This is a genomic window from Agrobacterium deltaense RV3, from assembly GCF_900013505.1.
In the GTDB taxonomy this organism is placed as follows: domain Bacteria; phylum Pseudomonadota; class Alphaproteobacteria; order Rhizobiales; family Rhizobiaceae; genus Agrobacterium; species Agrobacterium leguminum.
This window is the reverse complement of sequence record NZ_LT009746.1, coordinates 406443-423955: the sequence shown is the minus strand read 5'-3', so window position 1 is coordinate 423955 and position 17513 is coordinate 406443. Positions and strand designations below refer to the sequence as shown.

General features: G+C 60.5%; 15 protein-coding genes. 12 read left to right on the top strand and 3 right to left on the bottom strand.

Annotated elements, in window-relative coordinates; all coding sequences use genetic code 11:
* Positions 1-70 precede the first annotated feature (70 nt).
* On the bottom strand, positions 71-385 hold the full coding sequence (locus AGR7B_RS16280; RefSeq protein WP_078052493.1) for a hypothetical protein: 315 nt from the start codon (positions 383-385) through the stop codon (positions 71-73).
* A gap of 283 nt (positions 386-668) precedes the next feature.
* Here AGR7B_RS16280 and AGR7B_RS16275 point away from each other — a divergent pair, with 283 nt between their 5' ends.
* From AGR7B_RS16275 to AGR7B_RS16250, 6 genes are all read left to right on the top strand, one after another.
* Positions 669-1169, top strand: a complete 501-nt coding sequence (locus AGR7B_RS16275; RefSeq protein ID WP_003524633.1) for an RNA polymerase sigma factor — start codon at positions 669-671, stop codon at positions 1167-1169.
* A gap of 111 nt (positions 1170-1280) precedes the next feature.
* Positions 1281-2276 carry a FecR family protein gene (locus AGR7B_RS16270; RefSeq protein ID WP_065657210.1) on the top strand — a complete coding sequence of 332 codons (996 nt, stop codon included), beginning with the start codon at positions 1281-1283 and terminating at the stop codon, positions 2274-2276.
* Between the two features lie 149 nt (positions 2277-2425).
* Positions 2426-5194 carry a TonB-dependent receptor gene (locus tag AGR7B_RS16265; protein ID WP_080857327.1) on the top strand — a complete coding sequence of 923 codons (2769 nt, stop codon included), beginning with the start codon at positions 2426-2428 and terminating at the stop codon, positions 5192-5194.
* 104 nt (positions 5195-5298) lie between these two features.
* The gene (locus tag AGR7B_RS16260; protein WP_080857326.1) at positions 5299-6054 is read left to right on the top strand and encodes a hypothetical protein; all 756 of its coding nucleotides are present in this window, start codon (positions 5299-5301) and stop codon (positions 6052-6054) included.
* A gap of 14 nt (positions 6055-6068) precedes the next feature.
* Entirely contained in the window at positions 6069-7916 is a 1848-nt protein-coding gene (locus AGR7B_RS16255; protein ID WP_080857325.1) for a type I secretion system permease/ATPase, read from the top strand.
* Positions 7903-9216, top strand: coding sequence for an HlyD family type I secretion periplasmic adaptor subunit (locus tag AGR7B_RS16250; protein WP_080857324.1), 1314 nt, complete (start codon positions 7903-7905; stop codon positions 9214-9216). Before AGR7B_RS16255 ends, AGR7B_RS16250 begins: the two co-directional genes overlap by 14 nt.
* 24 nt (positions 9217-9240) lie before the next feature.
* Here AGR7B_RS16250 and AGR7B_RS16245 read toward each other — a convergent pair whose 3' ends face one another.
* Together AGR7B_RS16245 and AGR7B_RS16240 are read right to left on the bottom strand one after the other, a co-directional pair.
* The gene (locus AGR7B_RS16245) at positions 9241-10161 is read right to left on the bottom strand and encodes an SMP-30/gluconolactonase/LRE family protein (protein WP_161987816.1); all 921 of its coding nucleotides are present in this window, start codon (positions 10159-10161) and stop codon (positions 9241-9243) included.
* A gap of 33 nt (positions 10162-10194) precedes the next feature.
* Entirely contained in the window at positions 10195-10908 is a 714-nt protein-coding gene (locus AGR7B_RS16240) for a GntR family transcriptional regulator (protein WP_080857323.1), read from the bottom strand.
* A gap of 103 nt (positions 10909-11011) precedes the next feature.
* Here AGR7B_RS16240 and AGR7B_RS16235 point away from each other — a divergent pair, with 103 nt between their 5' ends.
* The 6 genes from AGR7B_RS16235 to AGR7B_RS16210 are packed head-to-tail and all read left to right on the top strand — an operon-like array spanning position 11012 to position 17497.
* Positions 11012-12064, top strand: coding sequence for a Gfo/Idh/MocA family protein (locus AGR7B_RS16235; protein ID WP_065657215.1), 1053 nt, complete (start codon positions 11012-11014; stop codon positions 12062-12064).
* Positions 12057-13073, top strand: coding sequence for a Gfo/Idh/MocA family protein (locus tag AGR7B_RS16230; protein ID WP_080854518.1), 1017 nt, complete (start codon positions 12057-12059; stop codon positions 13071-13073). Before AGR7B_RS16235 ends, AGR7B_RS16230 begins: the two co-directional genes overlap by 8 nt.
* Positions 13070-14143, top strand: coding sequence for a Gfo/Idh/MocA family protein (locus AGR7B_RS16225; RefSeq protein ID WP_080857322.1), 1074 nt, complete (start codon positions 13070-13072; stop codon positions 14141-14143). The genes AGR7B_RS16230 and AGR7B_RS16225 overlap by 4 nt, the downstream gene beginning before the upstream one ends.
* A 21-nt stretch (positions 14144-14164) precedes the next feature.
* Complete coding sequence (locus AGR7B_RS16220; protein WP_080857321.1) at positions 14165-15436, top strand: ABC transporter substrate-binding protein; 1272 nt, start codon at positions 14165-14167, stop codon at positions 15434-15436.
* 56 nt (positions 15437-15492) lie between these two features.
* Positions 15493-16461 (top strand): carbohydrate ABC transporter permease, encoded by a 969-nt coding sequence (locus AGR7B_RS16215; RefSeq protein ID WP_020011947.1) that lies wholly within the window; start codon positions 15493-15495, stop codon positions 16459-16461.
* Complete coding sequence (locus tag AGR7B_RS16210) at positions 16454-17497, top strand: carbohydrate ABC transporter permease (protein ID WP_121490429.1); 1044 nt, start codon at positions 16454-16456, stop codon at positions 17495-17497. Before AGR7B_RS16215 ends, AGR7B_RS16210 begins: the two co-directional genes overlap by 8 nt.
* Positions 17498-17513 lie beyond the last annotated feature (16 nt).

The following is a 17513-nucleotide window of genomic DNA, read 5'->3' as shown; positions in this document are numbered from 1 at the left end:
CATCCAAGAACGGTGCTGGTTCTAAGGATTGGCGTCATTGCGGTGATCAGCTTTTGAACGGCTCAATCGTTTAGGGATGTTCCGTGGGCCTAAAAATCCGCCCGTCGAATTCAACTAATACGACGCCATGGAAGGGAAGCCCGGCCACTACCAACCTGGAGGTTAGGCCGTTGTCACAAACTGCCAATTTTCTCTGATCGTCAAATTTGCAGGACGCTTCGGCGTGACCGGGAGCACGGTACTTAAACTTTTCACCCTTGAATGAAATTGTCGCGCCATCGTCCGAAAACACCGGTGGGATTCTCGCGCAGCCAGAGAGCAGCCCCGTGACCAACACAGTCAACACGCTAAGGAACTTGGGGATTTTGAGAGCATCATAGGTCATTGATTTGATTTCCCGCCATAGGGCTTCTCATGTCATATTCGTCCTCGTTTTCTCGAAGAGACTCTGACACGTCAATACCCGGCGGCGTCCGGTGTCGGGTCCGCAGGTCCGTCACGCACAGGCTGTTGCATGAGCCGCAGCCCGCACAAATTCTTGATAATAATAATCATGAAATATCTGTTCGATCCACGGTTTGGATGCTAGAGCTTTGAGCGGCAGAGCTGTGCGGCCATTCGGGGGGCGGCAGGTCTCGTCGATCCTTGAAATTTCTCTCGGTTGAGACATGGGCATACGGGAAGATGACAAGCGTTATAACGCTTACGTCGCGCATAGGGTCGACCTGATCAAATACGCCACCCTCATTCTGGGGTCGCGGGCGGATGCGGAGGACGTGGTTCAGGAAGCATTCCTGAAATTCGTTCCGGAGGCCTCCGGCAATCCTTCCAATCTCAAATCCTATCTCTTCCGCATCGTTCGCAATCTTGCGCTCGACAATCGCCGGCGCAGCCGCCAGGACCTTCGGGAACGGCCGGACGATACGCCGTTCTGGGGTGTGCCGCAGGACAATGGTACGCCGGAAGAGCATGCCCTTTTCTGCGACGAAGTTCGCCAGATGCGGACTATTTTGGCCGGCCTGCCGGTTCAGGCGCGGGTGGCATTGGAAATGCACAGATTCGGTGGTTACAATATGGAAGAGATTGCGCGTCACCTTGGCGTGTCCGTGGCCAGCGCACATCGTCTGATCAAGGGCAGCATTGCCGCGATTACCAAAGAAATGAAGTAAAATAGTCCCGATTGTCCCGCCTTGTGAAAAAAATCTCTTGCTCAAACGTCTTTATAGCAATGCAGAAGACGACGCTTCTCCTCCGCCCCGCAAAGGAACTGGCCCGGTTCAATGACCATTGATCCAGAGAAAAAAATTGAATTGCCGGCCGGTAAGGCGGAGGAGGCGGCCGACTGGCTGCTGCGCTTGCAGTCTGGCTCGGCGGAGCCGCGGCTGAAGGCGGAATTCGAGCAATGGCTGGCGGCAGCGCCGGCAAACCGTCTCGCCTGGGAACGAACATGCAAGACGTGGCGCAATCTCGGCCTGGTGGAGCCAGAATTCAAGAACCTCTGGGAAGATGCACCGCATCTGCCCGGCAAGGCCGCGACAAAGCCGCAGCGGCGGCGCTGGTCCGTGCGACATTATGCCGGCGCGGCTGTGGCGGCGGCGTCCCTCTGTCTTGCGGTACTGTTCGTTCCGGCATTTTTCGTTCGTCTGGAGGCGGACTATCAGACCACCACTGCCGAAAGCCGCACGATCATCCTCGAGGACGGCAGCAAAGTACAGCTTGCCGCCGCGAGCGCGCTGTCAACGGATTTCACGAATGGCCGCCGCAATGTGACGGTGCTGAAGGGGGAAGCCTTTTTCGACGTCGTGCCGGATAAAACGCGTCCCTTCGTCGTGGAGGCAAAAAACGTGACCGTTCAGGTGCTGGGCACGGCTTTCGACGTCGACCTGACGGATGGCGTAACCCAGGTGGCGCTGGCGCACGGTTCCGTGGAGGCGTCTTTCCGCAATGCGCCGCCAACGCGGCTGGTGCCGGGCGAGATGCTGATTGTCGACGCTTCGGGCGCAATCCGCAAAGAGACTGTTTCCGTCGAGGATATTGGCGGCTGGCGCAACGGCGAACTCTATGTGGTCGATGCGACGATAGGCTCGGTCGTGGAGCAGATCCAGCGCTACCATCCGGCATGGCTGACCATGGCCGACAAGCGGCTTGCCGAGCAGAGGGTGACGGGCTTTTACGATCTGCGCGACCCGGATCGCGCGCTGGAGGCCCTGGTCGAACCCTACAAGGGCAAGGTGCATGCGATTGGCGGCAGCGCGCGCATCATCACCCGCTTCTGAAACAGTCCGCAACAAAAAATCATATTTATTTTCAGAAGCTTATAAAATTTCTTCTGAAAGCCTGAAAAAAATCGACGAGGCAATCGTCTTTTTGTTGAGTAATCCGGTCAAGATATATCCGGAGCGAAAGACAGGAAGACAAAAGCAATATGCGCCTCCAGACATGCAAGACCGGTTCAGGGGAAAAAGCAGCAAAGCAGGCTCGCAGGGCCATGCTGCTGGCGACAACGGCGGTCGCCGTTTCATTCGCGACGCCCCTTCTGGCCCAGACCGGAGCAGATACCGCCAATTCCCAGCGTCCAGGCGGCGAGCAGGGGGCGACGCGGCCGTTCAATATTCCCGCCCAGTCGCTGTCATCGGTCGTGGGTGCTTTCGGGCGGCAATCCGGCCTTCAGGTCACGCTTGCCACGCCCGCGGCGGGCAATGTGCGCACCAATGCCGTCACCGGCAGTTTCACGGTGCGGGAGGCGCTGTCGCGGTTGCTGGCGGGAACGGGCGTCAATTTCCGTATCGCCGGCAATGGCAGAACCGTCGTCATCGGCACGGGGCAATCGACCGTCGATCTTTCCGCGGCGGAGGGTACGACGGTTCTGGAAACCATTACCCTGACCGGCAAGACCGGGCGCAACTCCATTGCCGGTTCCGGTTATCAGGGGACGCCCGACTGGGTTTATGAGACGCCCGCCAGTGTCAGCGTGGTCGGCCGTGAGGCGATCCAGTCGGCAGGCGTGCGCAACACGCGCGATGTTTTCAATCGGGTTTCCGGTGTTTATGCCGGCGAGGGCAATGGCAGCTTCCCGACCGTTTCGCCCAATGTGCGCGGTTTGCAGGAAAGCGGCCGCGTGGTCGTCTCCATCGACGGGGCGCGGCAGAATGCGCAGCGTGGTGCGGCATTTGGCGGCGCCACCAGCTACACCGCAAGCGCCGGGCAGGGTTATGTGGATGTCGCTTTCATCCGTGCCGTCGAGATCGAGAAAATAACCAATGCGCGCTCAGGCAATGCCGGCTCTCTGGGCGGCAAGGTCGAGTTCCGAACCGTCAGCGCCGACGATCTCATCGCCGAGGGTGAAAACAAGGGCGGGGAAGCGAATGTTTCCCGCGGCACCAATGGTTATGATTTTCAGGGCTCGGTTCTCGGCGCCGTTCGCTCGCCGGATGGTCCTCTCTCCTTCGTCGCCGGCTACAGCCGCACGATCATGGATGAATACAAGGTCGGCACAAAAGGCGAGGCCCGCAGCACCGCGCTCACAATGAAGGATTTGCTCGGCCGCGACGGTTGGTCGACCTTTTTTAAGGGCGAAGGCGATTTCGGCGACGTCAAGGCCTCGCTTTCCTGGATGCATCAGGAGAATGACTTCGTTCAGGGCGCATCTGAGGTGATCGACCGGGAAAGCGTGCGAAACGACAGCGTCGTCGCGAAGCTGGACTGGGATCCGGAGAGCGAACTCATCGACTTCAAGTCGTCGCTGTGGCTGAACGATAATATGACGCATGAACTGCGGGCGGCGCGCAAATATGCGGTGGAAACGAACCTCGATATGGGTCTGCGCAGCTTCGGCGGCAGCATGGAAAATACCAGCCGCTTTGACACGGTGGCGGGTGCGCTCAGTCTGAACTATGGGGCCGAAGCTTTCCGGGACATTGCCACATCCGTCGCGACGAGCGCCAAAATCGCGGAAAATCCCTCTTTCGCCAGCAGCTACACGTCATTCAGCCCTGCCGGGCGGCGCGATGTCGCCAGCCTGTTCCTGAATGGTGAGCTTGAGCCGGCCGATTGGATCACGCTGAGTGGCGGCGTGCGTTACGACTGGTCGCGTCTCAAGGGATCGGCGACCTATTATAGCGTTCGCGATTACATGGTGACCACGACCGTACCCTGCGATGCGATCCGCAATCACTATACGGCTCTCGATTATTTCAATCGGGTCTTTGCCCCCGCTAACCCCAGCTGGGCGGCGCGTTATGCCCTCTATCTTGCGCGCGTCTGGCCCACAACCTCGGCCAACTGCATGCCGGGCACCGGTACAACCACCAATACGCCGGTCACCGAGTACCCTGAGCACAATGTCGATATCGATCGCACCTATAGCGCCTGGCTGCCCTCCGCCACCATCGAGCTGAAACCCGTCGACTGGTTCCGCCCCTATGTGAGCTATTCCCAGAGCTTGCGTCCGCCGACAATTCTCGAGGCGTTTTTCGCCGGTGCGCGTCCGGGCGACAGCCCCGGATACGAATACGCTCCGAACCAGGCCCTGCGTGCCGAAAAGGCGACGACCTATGAAATCGGCGCGAATATGAGCTTCGACGGCGTGCTGCTGGACGACGATTCCATTCGCATAAAAATGGCTGCCTTTCGCCGCGAGGTGAAGGACTATATCGCGCTCGGTTATCTCGTTACGGATCAGGTGCTCGACCGCACCTATACCAGCTTCGTCAATCTGGACGGCACGACCTATATGCGCGGGCTTGAATTCGAGGGCAATTACGATGCCCGCAGTTTCTGGATCGGCGGTTCGGCAACCTTTCTGAAAACAGAATGGCCTGAAAAGACGCAGGTTTTTTCCAACGGCACGACCACCACAACGGGCGAAATCGTTGCCTGGCCGGGCGACGTCGCGCCCAAGGTGAAGCTGACGCTCGATGGCGGCATGCGTTTCTTCGATGAAAAATTCTCGCTGGGCGCAAGGCTCAACCACGTTACGCCGACACAGTCGCGCACGCTGGATACGGAAGGCAATCTGCGGGAGGTGACCGATCCCTACACGACGGTGGATCTCTACGGTTCCTATGCCTTCAACGACAAGGCCACGCTTCGCTTCGCCGTTAACAACCTGACGGACCGCAAATACATCCCGGCAGCCAGCGCTTACACGGCGCCGGGCCGCACCTTTATCGCGACGATGAACGTGAAGTTCTGAACCGTGGAAGAAATTCTCCGGGCTGGGTTGCAGCCCGTCCCGGAGATGAAACGCCTTCGCCACAGGACGAAGGTATCGATATTGGCCAGCAAAGGAGTACACCTATGGCTACCACAATTCAACTGACGCAGTCTTCCTCCGATCTGATCGGCTACCTCAACGGTTGGACGAGCGGTTTCGGTTCGACCTATGGTGCGTTCTACGACGCTCAGACCAGCTCTCTCGCCACCACCACCATCGATCCGAACACGACCTATGAGGCGTGGGGCGATGGCAGCACCGGCGGCAAGGGCATCGTCATGAGCGGCGCTCTGCAGTACTCCCAGGGCAACCTGACCGGTTCGGTCGACAGCATCGTTCTGGGCACCGGCTACAGCCAGTCCACCAGCGGCATCGCCGTCAGCCAGCAGGAACTGCTGATCGATCCCGACAGCGCCTATTCGCTCGCCGGTGCCCGCGATCTTCTCGATCTTGCCGTTTATCAGCTTGCCCGTTTCGGTTCGCTGGCCGGCTTCTATGATTACTTTGCCGCCACTGGCACGGTCATCGAGGATACGGCTGCCTCCAACACCCTGACCGGCTTTGCCGGCGCAGACACCTTTGTATTCTCCGGCGGCAACGACGTTGTGGCGGCTGGCCCGACCGGCACCTACGGCTACCAGGATGGCACGGATACGCTTGACGTTTCCGCCTGGGGGGCAACTTCGGTGGACGATTTGTTGTGGTATAACGATAACGGAAATGCCGTTATCCTTTCGGCTACAGACACGTCCGTCTCCGTCACACTGAATGGCGTCGATGCAAATGTGCTCGACGCATCGGACTTCATTTTCGCCAGCGCATCGGCGCTTGCCGCGTAAAGGAAAATCAGGCTGTGGGCTTTCAAAACCACCAGCAGACGCCGCCGCAGTCCCTCACTGCGGCGGTTGTTTCGCCCCTTAAAAGCACATTTCTCGGCGTTGCGCTGGTCAGCGGCGTGGTCAATATACTCGCGCTCACGTCGCCGCTCTTCATGCTGCAGGTTTATGACCGGGTCCTGGCAAGCGGCAGCCTGCCGACGCTGGTCGGGCTCGCCATTCTCGCGCTTGGCCTTTACGGCTTCCAGTGCCTGCTCGATATCATCCGCGCCCGCGTTCTGATCCGCATCGGTGAAGATTTCGACATGCGTTATTCCGGCAGGGTGCATGATGCGGTGGTGCGTCTGCCGCTCGTCAACCGCATGCCGGGCGACGGTCTGCAGCCGCTGCGCGATCTCGATAATGTGCGCGGTTTTCTCTCAGGCACGGGGCCGACCGCCTTTTTCGATCTGCCGTGGATGCCGCTTTATCTCGGCATATGTTTTCTGTTTCATTTCTGGATTGGCGTGACGGCGCTTGCCGGCGCGATATTGCTTGTCTCCCTGACGATCCTCACCAATATCTTCTCGCAGAAGCCGATCCGCGACACCATGGTCGAGAATATGGCCCGCAACCGGCAGCTGGAGGCCTCGCGCCGCAATGCCGAAGTCGTGCAGGCCATGGGGCTTGGCGGCCGGCTCGGAAAACGCTGGCAAATTTCCAACGAGGCCTATCTCGCCGCCAATCGCAAGGCCGGAGATGTGGCCGGCGGTCTCGGCAACATCGCGAAGTCTTTGCGGGTCGTGCTGCAATCGGCCATTCTGGCGGTCGGCGCGTGGCTCGTCATCAATCAGGAGGCCTCCGGCGGCGTGATGATCGCCAGTTCGATCATGATGGGCCGGGCGCTCGCGCCCGTTGATCTCGCCATTTCCAACTGGAAGTCCTTCGTGGCCGCCCGGCAGAGCTGGGCGCGGCTGAGGGAGCTTTTTGCACAGATGCCGGCCAATGCCGCCGCCATGGCCCTGCCGAAGCCTGAAAAGGAACTGCGGGTCGAAAACGTCGCCATCGTTCCGCCGGGAGAAAGAAAACCGACCGTCACCGGGCTTGGCTTCATCGTGACCGCCGGAAACGCGCTCGGCGTCATCGGTCCCTCCGGCTCGGGTAAATCCACGCTCGCGCGCATTCTCACCGGCGCGTGGATGCCGGCGGCCGGCAAGGTACGGCTGGACGGTGCAAGTTTCGAGCAATGGGACCGTGAGGCGCTGGGCCGCCATATCGGCTATCTGCCGCAGGGCGTGGAGCTGTTCGACGGCACGATCGGTGAAAATATCTCCCGTTTCGAGGATAATCCCGATCCTGACGCCATCATCGCGGCGGCCAGGGCTGCGGGTGCGCATGAACTGATCCTGCGTTTCGAAAAGGGTTATGACAGCGATATCGGCGAGGCGGGTTCGGCGCTTTCCGCCGGGCAGCGCCAGCGCATCGGCCTTGCCCGCGCGCTATACCGCGATCCTTTCATCGTCGTGCTGGACGAACCCAACGCCAATCTCGATGCGGAAGGCGAAGCCGCCGTGGTCAAGGCGATTGCCTCGGTCAAGGCGCGAGGCGGCATTGCCGTCGTCGTTGCCCACCGGCCGAGTGCCATCGGTGCTGTCGATTTTATTCTGATGATGGAAGAGGGGCGGATGAAGGCCTTCGGCCCGCGCGACGAGGTTCTGTCGAAGGTACTGCGCGTTCCGCAGGCGCAGGCGGCCAAGGGATTTACCGCATCCGCCCAGACGATCTCGCCGCTGCGCGTCGTCGCCAATACCCAGCCGCAGGCGTTGGTGCTGGAAGACGTCCGTGAAGAGAACAGCCAGGAAGGAGATGCGGATGTCAAACATTGACCAGCGCAGCCATGTGTCCCGCTCCATCCGCAAACATCTTGTTGCCGGCCTCGCTGCAGGTGTAGCGCTGCTGGCCGGCGTCGGCGGATGGGCTGCGACGACCAATCTCGCCGGCGCGGTTGTCGCCTCCGGCCATCTGGTTGTGGATTCCTACAGCAAGAAGGTGCAGCACCCGAGCGGCGGTGTCGTCGGCGAAATTCTGGTGAATGAGGGCGACAGGGTAAAGGCCGGCGATGTGGTCATGCGCCTTGATGCGACCCAGACCCGCGCCAATCTCGCCATCGTGACCAAGCGTCTGGATGAGCTGAATGCGCGCATGGCAAGGCTGGAGGCCGAGCGCGACGATCTGCCGGAACTCGTTTTTCCGCGGGCGCTGATGACGCGAAAAGACGATGCCGATGTCGCTTCCGCCATGCGCAGCGAGACCAAGCTGTTCGAATTCCGCAAATCCTATCGCGAAGGGCGCAAAGCACAGCTTTCCGAACGCATCACTCAGTTCGAACATGAGATTGAGGGGCTGAAGGCGCAGGAAGTCGCCTATGATAACGGCCTTGCCGTGCTGGAGGCTGAAATCACCTCGCAGAAATCGCTGCGCGAACAGGGTATCGTTTCGGTGCAGAGGCTGAACAGCCTGCAGACGCAGGCCGCGACATTCGGCGGCGAGCGCGGCGAAAAAATCGCCTATCAGGCGCAGACGGCAGGGCGCATCACCGAAACCAGGCTGCAAATCCTGCAGATCGATCAGGAATTGCGCACCGAGGTCGGGCGGGAACTGCGGGAAATACAGGCGCAGATGGGCGAATTCGTCGAGCGCAAGGTTGCCGCCGAAGACGAGCTGAAGCGCATCGATATCGTCGCGCCGCAATCCGGCGTGGTGCATGAAATGGCCGTGCACACGGTGGGCGGCGTGGTGACGCCGGCGGATCCGATCATGTTCATCGTGCCTGACGGAGACGAGCTGGCGCTGGAGGTGCAGATCGTGCCGAAGGATATCGATCAGCTTCAGGTGGGGCAAAAGGCCATGCTGCGCATGACCGCTTTCAACCAGCGTGTCACGCCGGAACTGGAAGGCCATGTCAGTCGCATCGCGGCGGATATCACCACCGATCAGCGCAGCGGTCTCTCCTATTATCTGGCGCGGATTTCCGTGCCGGTTTCCGAGCGGCAGAAGCTGAACAATGCGCCGCTGGTGCCGGGCATGCCGGCCGAGGCGTTCATTCAGACCAGCGAAAGGACGGCGCTGTCCTATATCGCCAAGCCGCTGACCGACCAGATCAGCCGCGCCTTCCGGGAAGAGTAGGAATCCTGGTCCGGTTTCCGGGCTTTATCCGCCTTCGCCAAAACGAAAGGCGGCAAAGCCTTTCGTTTTTGTCGGGATCGCCCAGACGCCGCCCGAAAATGGTGCTTTCGCCAGCCTGTCTTCGGACATGTTGTGGCGGTGTGACGTCAGGAAAAGGAGGCTGAAATCAGGTCCTCCGAAGCACGGCATGGTGGGGTGCGGGACGGGCGCTGCGAGCACCTCCGCATGCCTGCCGTCGGCCGTGAAAACGTTCAACAGGCCAGCGGAAACGCCCGCGCTGTAATAGGTGCCGCTGCTGTCGAGACAGCCGCCATCGGGTCTTCCCGTCTCTTCCGTCATCCAGGCCACCAGCACGCCCTCATCAAATGTGCCGTTTCTGCTGTCGAATTTTCGCCGGCGTATCCATTTCTGGACGGAATCGCTCTGCCACATGATGGAGCCGTCTGGGGAAAAGGCGAGGCCGTTCGGGCATGTCAGGCCGGTCTGCATGCGCTCGGCGCTTTTTTCGGTGATCCGCCAAAGTTCACCATGGGGCTCCATGTCCGCGAGTGGCACATTGTGCATGGTTCCCACCCAGAAGGCGCCGTCGGGGCCGATTCGTCCGTCGTTGAGCCGGCAGGGAATGCCGTCCGGTGACGGCAGGGAGTGGAGAAGGCGTGTTTCGCCGCTCTCCGGATCGAGGATGACGATATCCATGCCGCAGGCGACGATGAGGTCGCCGTTCCGACAGAGACCGAGACTCGAGACCGTATGGGGAAACGCCCATTCGCGATAAAGGCCAGGCTCAAGCGCTGCGGACCGCACCGCCTTTCCGAGTATATCGCACCAGAAAAGCACCTGTCGCCGCTCATCCCAAACGGGGGATTCCGCAAGCGTGCTCATCGTGTCGCACAGAAGTTTCGCCTGCGACATGGCAGGCGCTTTTTCAGGAGTTGCCGTATTCATGATGCTCGAACCGTTGAAGATGATGGCGCAGATTTATTCGAAATAGTCCTGATGGTTCTCGAAAACCTGCGAAAGAATGCCGAGGACGCGTCTCAGGTGTTTGCGCAAACCATCGGTCGCACGGGCTTCGTCCCCGGCCTTGATCGCATCGTAAACCGCTTCATGTTCGGAGAGCAGCCGCGCCATATGCGCCTCGTCGGTGATGGCGAGCGCGCGCAGGCGGTCCAGCCCCGCCTTTTCGCGGATCAATAGCGTCTCCAGCCTCTCAAGCCCCGTCGCGGCGGCAAGCGCGCTGTGGAACTGGTCGTCATGCACACGGAAAGCCTTTCTGTCCCCGAGGTGCATGGCTGCACGTTGGCCGGTGAGGGCGTGTTCGATCTCGTGCTCGGCCTCCGCCGTTATGCCGATCTGGCATAGCCTGCAAACCGCAGCGACCTCCAGCGCCTCGCGGATGAACTGCGCGCTGCGAATGTGCTTTTCCGATAATCTGGAGACATAGGTGCCGCGGCTTGGCAGGGTGACGATCAGGCCGTCATCCCGCAGGCGGCTCAGCGCTTCGCGCACTGGCGTGCGGCTGGAATTGAACAACTGTCCAATCTCGTTCTCCGAAACCGCCTGGCCGGGAAAAAGCTCCCGGGAAAGGATGGCCGATTTCAACGCGGAATAGATCTGGTCCACGACCGGACGATTAAGATCCAATCGCTCCATTGTCGGCACGGTCCCACCTGTTACGGGAATTTTTGGCATATACCCTCCAGCACTTTCATAACCGGTATACCGGAACACAAGTCTGTTGACAACCGGCATACCGGTATGCAAATGATCGCGTATTGGGAAGGAGGCTCCCGAAATGCAAAATATCAAGACCTGCGTCATCGTTGGCGCCGGAATGGTGGCGAAGACGCATGTGCTTGCCTGTGCGGCAAGTCCGGAAAAAATTCGCCTGAAGGGTTTAGTCGATAGCGGCTCCGGCCGCGCCAGGGCGCTGGCCGCCGAAGCGTCGAAACATGCCGGATATGAGGTCGTCGTTTATTCCTCGGTCGAGGAAGCAGCGCGCGATGCGGATGTCGATTTCGCCATCATCGCAACGCCGCCGAATGCCCGCATCGATCTCGTCGGACAGCTCGCAAAGGCGGGCAAACACATTCTGATGGAAAAGCCCGTTGCCCGTAACACGAAGGAAGCCGGCGGGCTTGTCGCCCTATGTCGTGAAGCCGGCGTCACGCTTGGCATCATCTTCCAGCACCGCATGCGGGCTGCATCGCAAAAAGCCCGCGAGCTTGTGGATGGCGGGACGCTCGGAGCGCTCGGTCTCTGCGAAATTTCCGTGCCGTGGTGGCGCGCGCAATCCTATTATGATGAACCCGGTCGCGGCACCCTGGCGCGTGACGGCGGCGGTGTTCTGATCTCCCAGGCAATCCACACCATCGATCTGGCGCTGAGCCTTACAGGGCCGGTCTCGCGCGTTCAGGCCATGGCGGCGACGACGCGGTTTCATCGCATGGAAACCGAGGATTATGTCGCGGCCGGCCTGCGCTTCAAGAATGGCGCTGTCGGCTCGCTGGTCGCAAGCACCGCAAGTTTCCCCGGTGCTCCGGAATCGATTGTCCTGCATTTCGACAATGCCAGCCTGCGGCTCGCCTCGGGCCTCCTGCATGTCGACTGGCGCGATGGCCGGCAGGAGACCTTTGGCGGTGCGGCATCCGGCACGGGTGGCGGCGCCGACCCCATGGCTTTCACGCATGAATGGCATCAGGGCGTCTTCGAAGATTTCGCAGACGCCATCTCCTCAGGGCGCGCCCCGGTCGTCACCGGTGAAGCGGCTCTTTTGTCTCACAGATTGATCGACGCGATCATCAACTCGGCCGACACCGGCAAGGAAGTGGAACTGCAGGATGACTAAAGCAATCAAGTTCGTCGCTCTCGGCATAGAGCACCGGCACATTTTCGGCATGGCCCAGAACATGCTGGATGCCGGCGCGGAATTCGCCGGCTGGTGGACCGAAGGCGAGCCAGACGTGGTGGAAGGCTTCGTCAAGCGCTTCCCGGATGTGCCGCGCGCGGCCTCCAAGGAAGCTCTGCTGGCCGATGGCAGCATCGATCTCGTGCTGATCGCCGATATTCCCTCCAAGCGCGCCGATCTCGCCATCGCCGCCATGGAAGCCGGCAAGGACGTCATGTCCGACAAGCCCGGCTGCACCACATTCGAACAGCTTGATCGCCTTCGTCAGACCGTGGCGAAGACCAAGCGCATCTGGACTGTCGATTTCTCCGAGCGTTTTGAAGTTCCGAGCGTGACCAAGGCCGCTGAACTCGTTGCGCAGGGTGCGATTGGCCGTGTGATCCAGACCGTCGGCCTCGGCCCGCACCGCCTGAACCGCCAGATCCGCCCGAAGTGGTTCTTCGAGCGTGAAGCTTACGGCGGCATCATCACCGATATCGCCAGCCACCAGATCGACCAGTTCATGTTCTTCACCGGCTCGACCGAAGTGGAGATTGTGGCTGCCACCGTTGCCAACTATGCCAACCCGCGCGATCCGGGCTTGCAGGATTTCGGCGAAGTGGTGCTGCGCGGCGACAAGGGCCACGGCTATATCCGCGTCGACTGGTACACGCCCGATGCGCTGCCGACCTGGGGCGACGGCCGCCTCACCATCCTCGGCACCGAGGGTTACATCGAACTGCGTAAATATGTCGATGTCGGCAACAAGGAAGGCACCGACCGTCTCATTCTCGTGAATGGGGACCGCTGCGAATATATCGATGCCTCCGGTGCCGGCCTGCCCTATTTCGGCCGCCTGTGCGACGACATCCGCAACCGCACCGAAACGGCGATGACGCAGGAGCATGTGTTCAAGGTATGCGACCTGTCGCTTCAGGCGCAGGCCAAGGCCGAAGGAGCAAAGGCATGATCGGCGTTGCAATCGTTGGTGCCGGCATCGGCGCCCTGCATCTGAAGGGTTATCAGGCGTTGCCGGAGCGCTTCTCCGTCAAGGCGATCTGCGACCTCGATCTGGAGCGCGCCCGCTCCGTGGCGGGTGACGATACCTCCATCCGTCTGACGACCGATCTCGATGAGATTCTGGCCGATGAGAGCATTCAGCTCATCGACGTCTGCCTGCCGCCGCACCTGCATTTTCCCGTGACGCTGAAGGCACATGCGGCGGGCAAGGATGTGGTCTGCGAAAAGCCGCTCGTCCGCTCGCTTGAGGAGGCAAATGCGCTGATCGACTCCGTCAAAAAGACCGGCCGTGGCGTGTTTCCCGTCTTCCAGTACCGTTTCGGACATGCGATGCGGCAGCTTCGCGCGCTCATCGATGCCGGCCTTGCGGGCAAGGCCTTTGTTGCAAGTTCGGAAGTTCACTGGAACCGTGGCGCCAGCTATTACGACATTCCGTGGCGCGGTACGTGGAAGGGCGAATGCGGCGGCGCTATCCTTGGCCATGCCATCCACGCCCATGATCTCCTCTGCCACGTTCTCGGCCCGGTCGACGAAGTGTTCGCCATGGCCGATACGCGCGTCAACACGATCGAAACCGAAGATTGCGCGGCGCTCAGCTTCCGCATGAAAAGCGGTGCGCTGGCGACGAGCTCGGTGACGCTCGGTGCCGCCGAAGATACGTCCCGACTCCGCTTCTGCTTCGAAGGCTTCACGGCCGAGAGCGGCACGCTGCCCTATCGCCCGGCCGAAGACACATGGCGTTTCATCGCCCGTGCACCGACCACGCAGGACCAGATCGACGCCGTTCTGGCGACGGTCGGCGATGGCGAAAACGGCTTTGCCGGTTTTGTGGAAGCCATTGCCGACGCGATGGAAGGACGCGGCGGTAAGGAAGTGACTGTGAACGATGGCTTGCAGTCCATCGAGCTCGTCACCGCCATTTATCGCTCGGTGCGGGAAGGAAAGCTGGTCCGCCTGTCCGACGCCGCAGAAGGCGAATGGATCAAGGGCTGGGCTCCGCGCGCATCCGCCAACGCATAATCATCTAAGGGAGGAAAAGAGATGATCGGTAAATACAGCATGGCATTGGCGCTCGCCATTGGCGCGGCGTCCTTTGCAGGCGCCGCTCAGGCAGCTGAGGAAGTGCGCTTCACCTGCGCTTATGACGGCAACGGCTGCGAAATTCTGAAAGACATTCTCGCGCGTTACGAAAAGCAGCATCCGGACGTGAAGATCGTCACCGACGTCGTGCCCTACAAGGCGCTGCTGGAAGGCCTGCCCGTGCAGCTTGCCGGCGGCAGCGGCCCGGATTTCGCAACCGTGACCGACCTTGGCGGCCTCAACCGCTATTATCTCGATCTCACGCCCTATGTGGACGCGAAATATTGGGAAGACAATTTCTCCAACGTGCTGAAATGGTATCGCAGCGGCCCTGACGACAAGGGCATCTACGGCATGCATACCCAGCTCACCATCACCGGCGCCTTCATCAACCGCACTTTGTTCGATCAGGCCAATGTCGCCGTACCCGGCAAGGATGCGACGCTGGATGACTGGGCGAAGGCAGCCAATGCCGTCGCCAAGGCAACCGGCACGCCTTACCCGATGGCCATCGACCGTTCCGGCCACCGTATTGCCGGCCCGGCCATTTCCTACGGCGCGAAGATTTTCGATGCTGATGGTAAGCCCATTCTCGTCGATGAAGGCTTCACGACTTTCGTGAAGAAATTCGTGGAGTGGAACAAGGACGGCACCATGGCGCGTGACGTCTGGGCCGGGCAGGGCGGCAATACCTATCGTGACGCCGCGCAGGAATTCATCAACGGGCAGCTGGTCTATTATTACTCGGGCAGCTGGCAGACCGCGCGTTTCGACAGCCAGGTCGGCGATGCGTTCGACTGGGAAGTCGTGCCGCAGCCCTGCGGTGGCGCAGCCTGCACCGGCATGCCTGGTGGTACCGGCATCGTCGGCTTCAAGCAGACCAAAAACCCGAAGATCGTTGCCGATATCCTGAACTTCATGGCTCAGGACGAGAATTATCTCGACTTCACCGTTCGCACCCGCAACGTTCCGGCCCATAAGGCCGTTGCCGACAAGGGCGTGACCTATACCGGTGCGACGCCTGCGACGCAGAAGGCCATGAACGCCTGGCTGGACCAGATCCCCGGCCTCAGCCCGATTGCCTATGCCTACCAGGGCTACAAGAACAATCGCGCCATGTTCAACATCTCCGTCCAGCGCATCACGCAGGCCATCGTCGGTGAAAGCACCGATGATGAGGCCATGGCCCGCGCGAAGACGGACCTCGAGGAAGCGTTGAAACAGGCGAAGTGATCCATCGCCTTCCGGCGCGGGCATACTGCGCCGCGCCGGATCGAAGGAGGACCCTCATGTATAAATTTCTTGCGCCCGTCATGGGCATCGTCGAACTGCCCTTTGCCTTTCTGCAGAAGGTTCTCGGCCATCGGCGGATTGCCTGGGTGTTTCTCACACCCAACCTGATCCTGTTTGCGGTCTTCGCCTTTCTGCCGATCGTGCTGAACATGGCCTATTCCGTGACAGGCAGCGAACACATATTGCTTTCCGAACGCCCTGCCGTGGGCGGCGAAAATTTCTCGGTCCTTCTTTCCTGTCAGAATTACCTCGACCCCAATTCCTGTCAGCGTGACCTGTTCTGGCGCTCCGTCTGGAACACGGTTTTCTTCGTGGTGCTGCAGGTTGGATTCATGGTCGGCTTCTCGCTGATCACGGCCATCGTGCTCAACCGCGATATCCGGGCGCGCGGGTTCTTCCGGGCCGTCTTCTTCTTCCCCGTGCTGCTGTCGCCTGTCGTTGTGGCCTTGATCTGGAAGTGGATTCTCCAGCGTTTCGGCGTTCTCAATGCGGCGATGGAGGGGCTGGGCCTCGGCTCGGTGGACTGGTTGCTCGAAGCCAATCTTGCCTTCGGCTGGTCGGTCTTCCTGTCGGTCTGGGCGCATATGGGCTTTTACACGCTCATTCTTCTGGCCGGCCTGCAGGCGATCCCGCGTGATGTCTATGAGGCGGCGCAGCTCGACAAGGCAAGCCCTTGGCGCATCTTCCGGCGCATCACGCTGCCGCTGCTGGCGCCCACCATGCTCGTCGTTCTCGTCCTCTCGCTCATCAAGGGCGTACAGACCTTCGATGAAGTCTTTGCCTTCACGGGTGGCGGCCCGGGTTCGGCGACCACCTTCATCATTCAGTTCATCTATCAGACCGGTTTTGCCGGGACGCCCCGCAATTTTGGCCTTGCGGCTGCCGCTTCGCTGCTGCTCGCTGTGGTGTTGGTGGTGCTGACCGCCCTGCAATTCCGGGCAAACAGGAGCAAGGTCGATGGCTAGGATTGGCGCATTTCTGACCCGTACCCGCGGCCGTAACGGCAAGCTGCACTGGACCGACTGGCTGTCCTATGCCTATCTCGGCGTGGCCGTGCTGATGATGTTCGGTCCCGTCGTTTGGCTGGTGCTCTCGTCGTTCAAGACGGAAGCCGATCTCCAGCGGTTTCCGCCGCGCCTTCTGCCCTATAGCCAGGAAACTGTGGTGGTGGATGGGCAGGCAGCGCCGCTGCCGGCCTATGTCGATAAGGATGGCCGCAAGTTCGGCATGGTCCGCCGCATCGGCCTCGTGGCCCAGGTGGTTGACCCGGCCAAGCCAACCGAAGTCCTGAAGATGCCGTTCAACGAGCTGAAACCGGCTGAAAAAGTGGCGCTGGCGACGGAAAACTACACCGAGCTTTTCCAGCGCTTCAATTTTCCGCTCTATTTCTGGAACTCGACCTTCATCACGGTGACCTCCACCATCATCATGCTGATCGTCAATTCCATGGCGGCCTTCGCGCTCTCGAAATACCAGTTCAAGGGCAGGGGTGCGGTGCTGGCGCTGGTTGTCGGCACGCTGATGATCCCGCAGACCGTCGTGCTCGTGCCGCTGTTTCTCATCACCAGCCAGCTGGGCATGATCAATAGTCTCTGGGGCGTCATCATTCCCGGTGCAGCGACACCCACGGGCGTCTTCCTGCTGCGGCAATATATGCTGACGATCCCGGATGAAATCCTCGATGCAGCGCGTATGGACAAGGCGAGCGAGTGGAAGATTTACTGGCGCATCATCCTGCCGCTTTCGGCTCCGGCGCTTGCCGTTCTTGCCATCCTTGCGATCATGTGGCGCTGGAACGACTTCCTCTGGCCGCTGATCGTGCTGACCCGCAACGACAACTTCACCCTGCAACTGGCGCTCAACTCCTTCCAGGGGGAGATGACGACGGAATGGAGCAATCTTCTGGCCATGACGGTGCTGACACTCGCCCCGATCGCGCTGGTCTTCATGTTCCTGCAAAAATACATCGCCACCGGCATTGCATCGACGGGCGGCAAATAATCCTCAGGGAGGAAAC

Coding starts and splice junctions, on each gene's coding strand:
- AGR7B_RS16280 (WP_078052493.1), bottom strand. CDS start 385: ATGACCTATGATGCTCTCAAAATCCCCAAGTTCCTTAGCGTGTTGACT.
- AGR7B_RS16275 (WP_003524633.1), top strand. CDS start 669: ATGGGCATACGGGAAGATGACAAGCGTTATAACGCTTACGTCGCGCAT.
- AGR7B_RS16270 (WP_065657210.1), top strand. CDS start 1,281: ATGACCATTGATCCAGAGAAAAAAATTGAATTGCCGGCCGGTAAGGCG.
- AGR7B_RS16265 (WP_080857327.1), top strand. CDS start 2,426: ATGCGCCTCCAGACATGCAAGACCGGTTCAGGGGAAAAAGCAGCAAAG.
- AGR7B_RS16260 (WP_080857326.1), top strand. CDS start 5,299: ATGGCTACCACAATTCAACTGACGCAGTCTTCCTCCGATCTGATCGGC.
- AGR7B_RS16250 (WP_080857324.1), top strand. CDS start 7,903: ATGTCAAACATTGACCAGCGCAGCCATGTGTCCCGCTCCATCCGCAAA.
- AGR7B_RS16245 (WP_161987816.1), bottom strand. CDS start 10,161: ATGAATACGGCAACTCCTGAAAAAGCGCCTGCCATGTCGCAGGCGAAA.
- AGR7B_RS16240 (WP_080857323.1), bottom strand. CDS start 10,908: ATGCCAAAAATTCCCGTAACAGGTGGGACCGTGCCGACAATGGAGCGA.
- AGR7B_RS16235 (WP_065657215.1), top strand. CDS start 11,012: ATGCAAAATATCAAGACCTGCGTCATCGTTGGCGCCGGAATGGTGGCG.
- AGR7B_RS16230 (WP_080854518.1), top strand. CDS start 12,057: ATGACTAAAGCAATCAAGTTCGTCGCTCTCGGCATAGAGCACCGGCAC.
- AGR7B_RS16225 (WP_080857322.1), top strand. CDS start 13,070: ATGATCGGCGTTGCAATCGTTGGTGCCGGCATCGGCGCCCTGCATCTG.
- AGR7B_RS16220 (WP_080857321.1), top strand. CDS start 14,165: ATGATCGGTAAATACAGCATGGCATTGGCGCTCGCCATTGGCGCGGCG.
- AGR7B_RS16215 (WP_020011947.1), top strand. CDS start 15,493: ATGTATAAATTTCTTGCGCCCGTCATGGGCATCGTCGAACTGCCCTTT.
- AGR7B_RS16210 (WP_121490429.1), top strand. CDS start 16,454: ATGGCTAGGATTGGCGCATTTCTGACCCGTACCCGCGGCCGTAACGGC.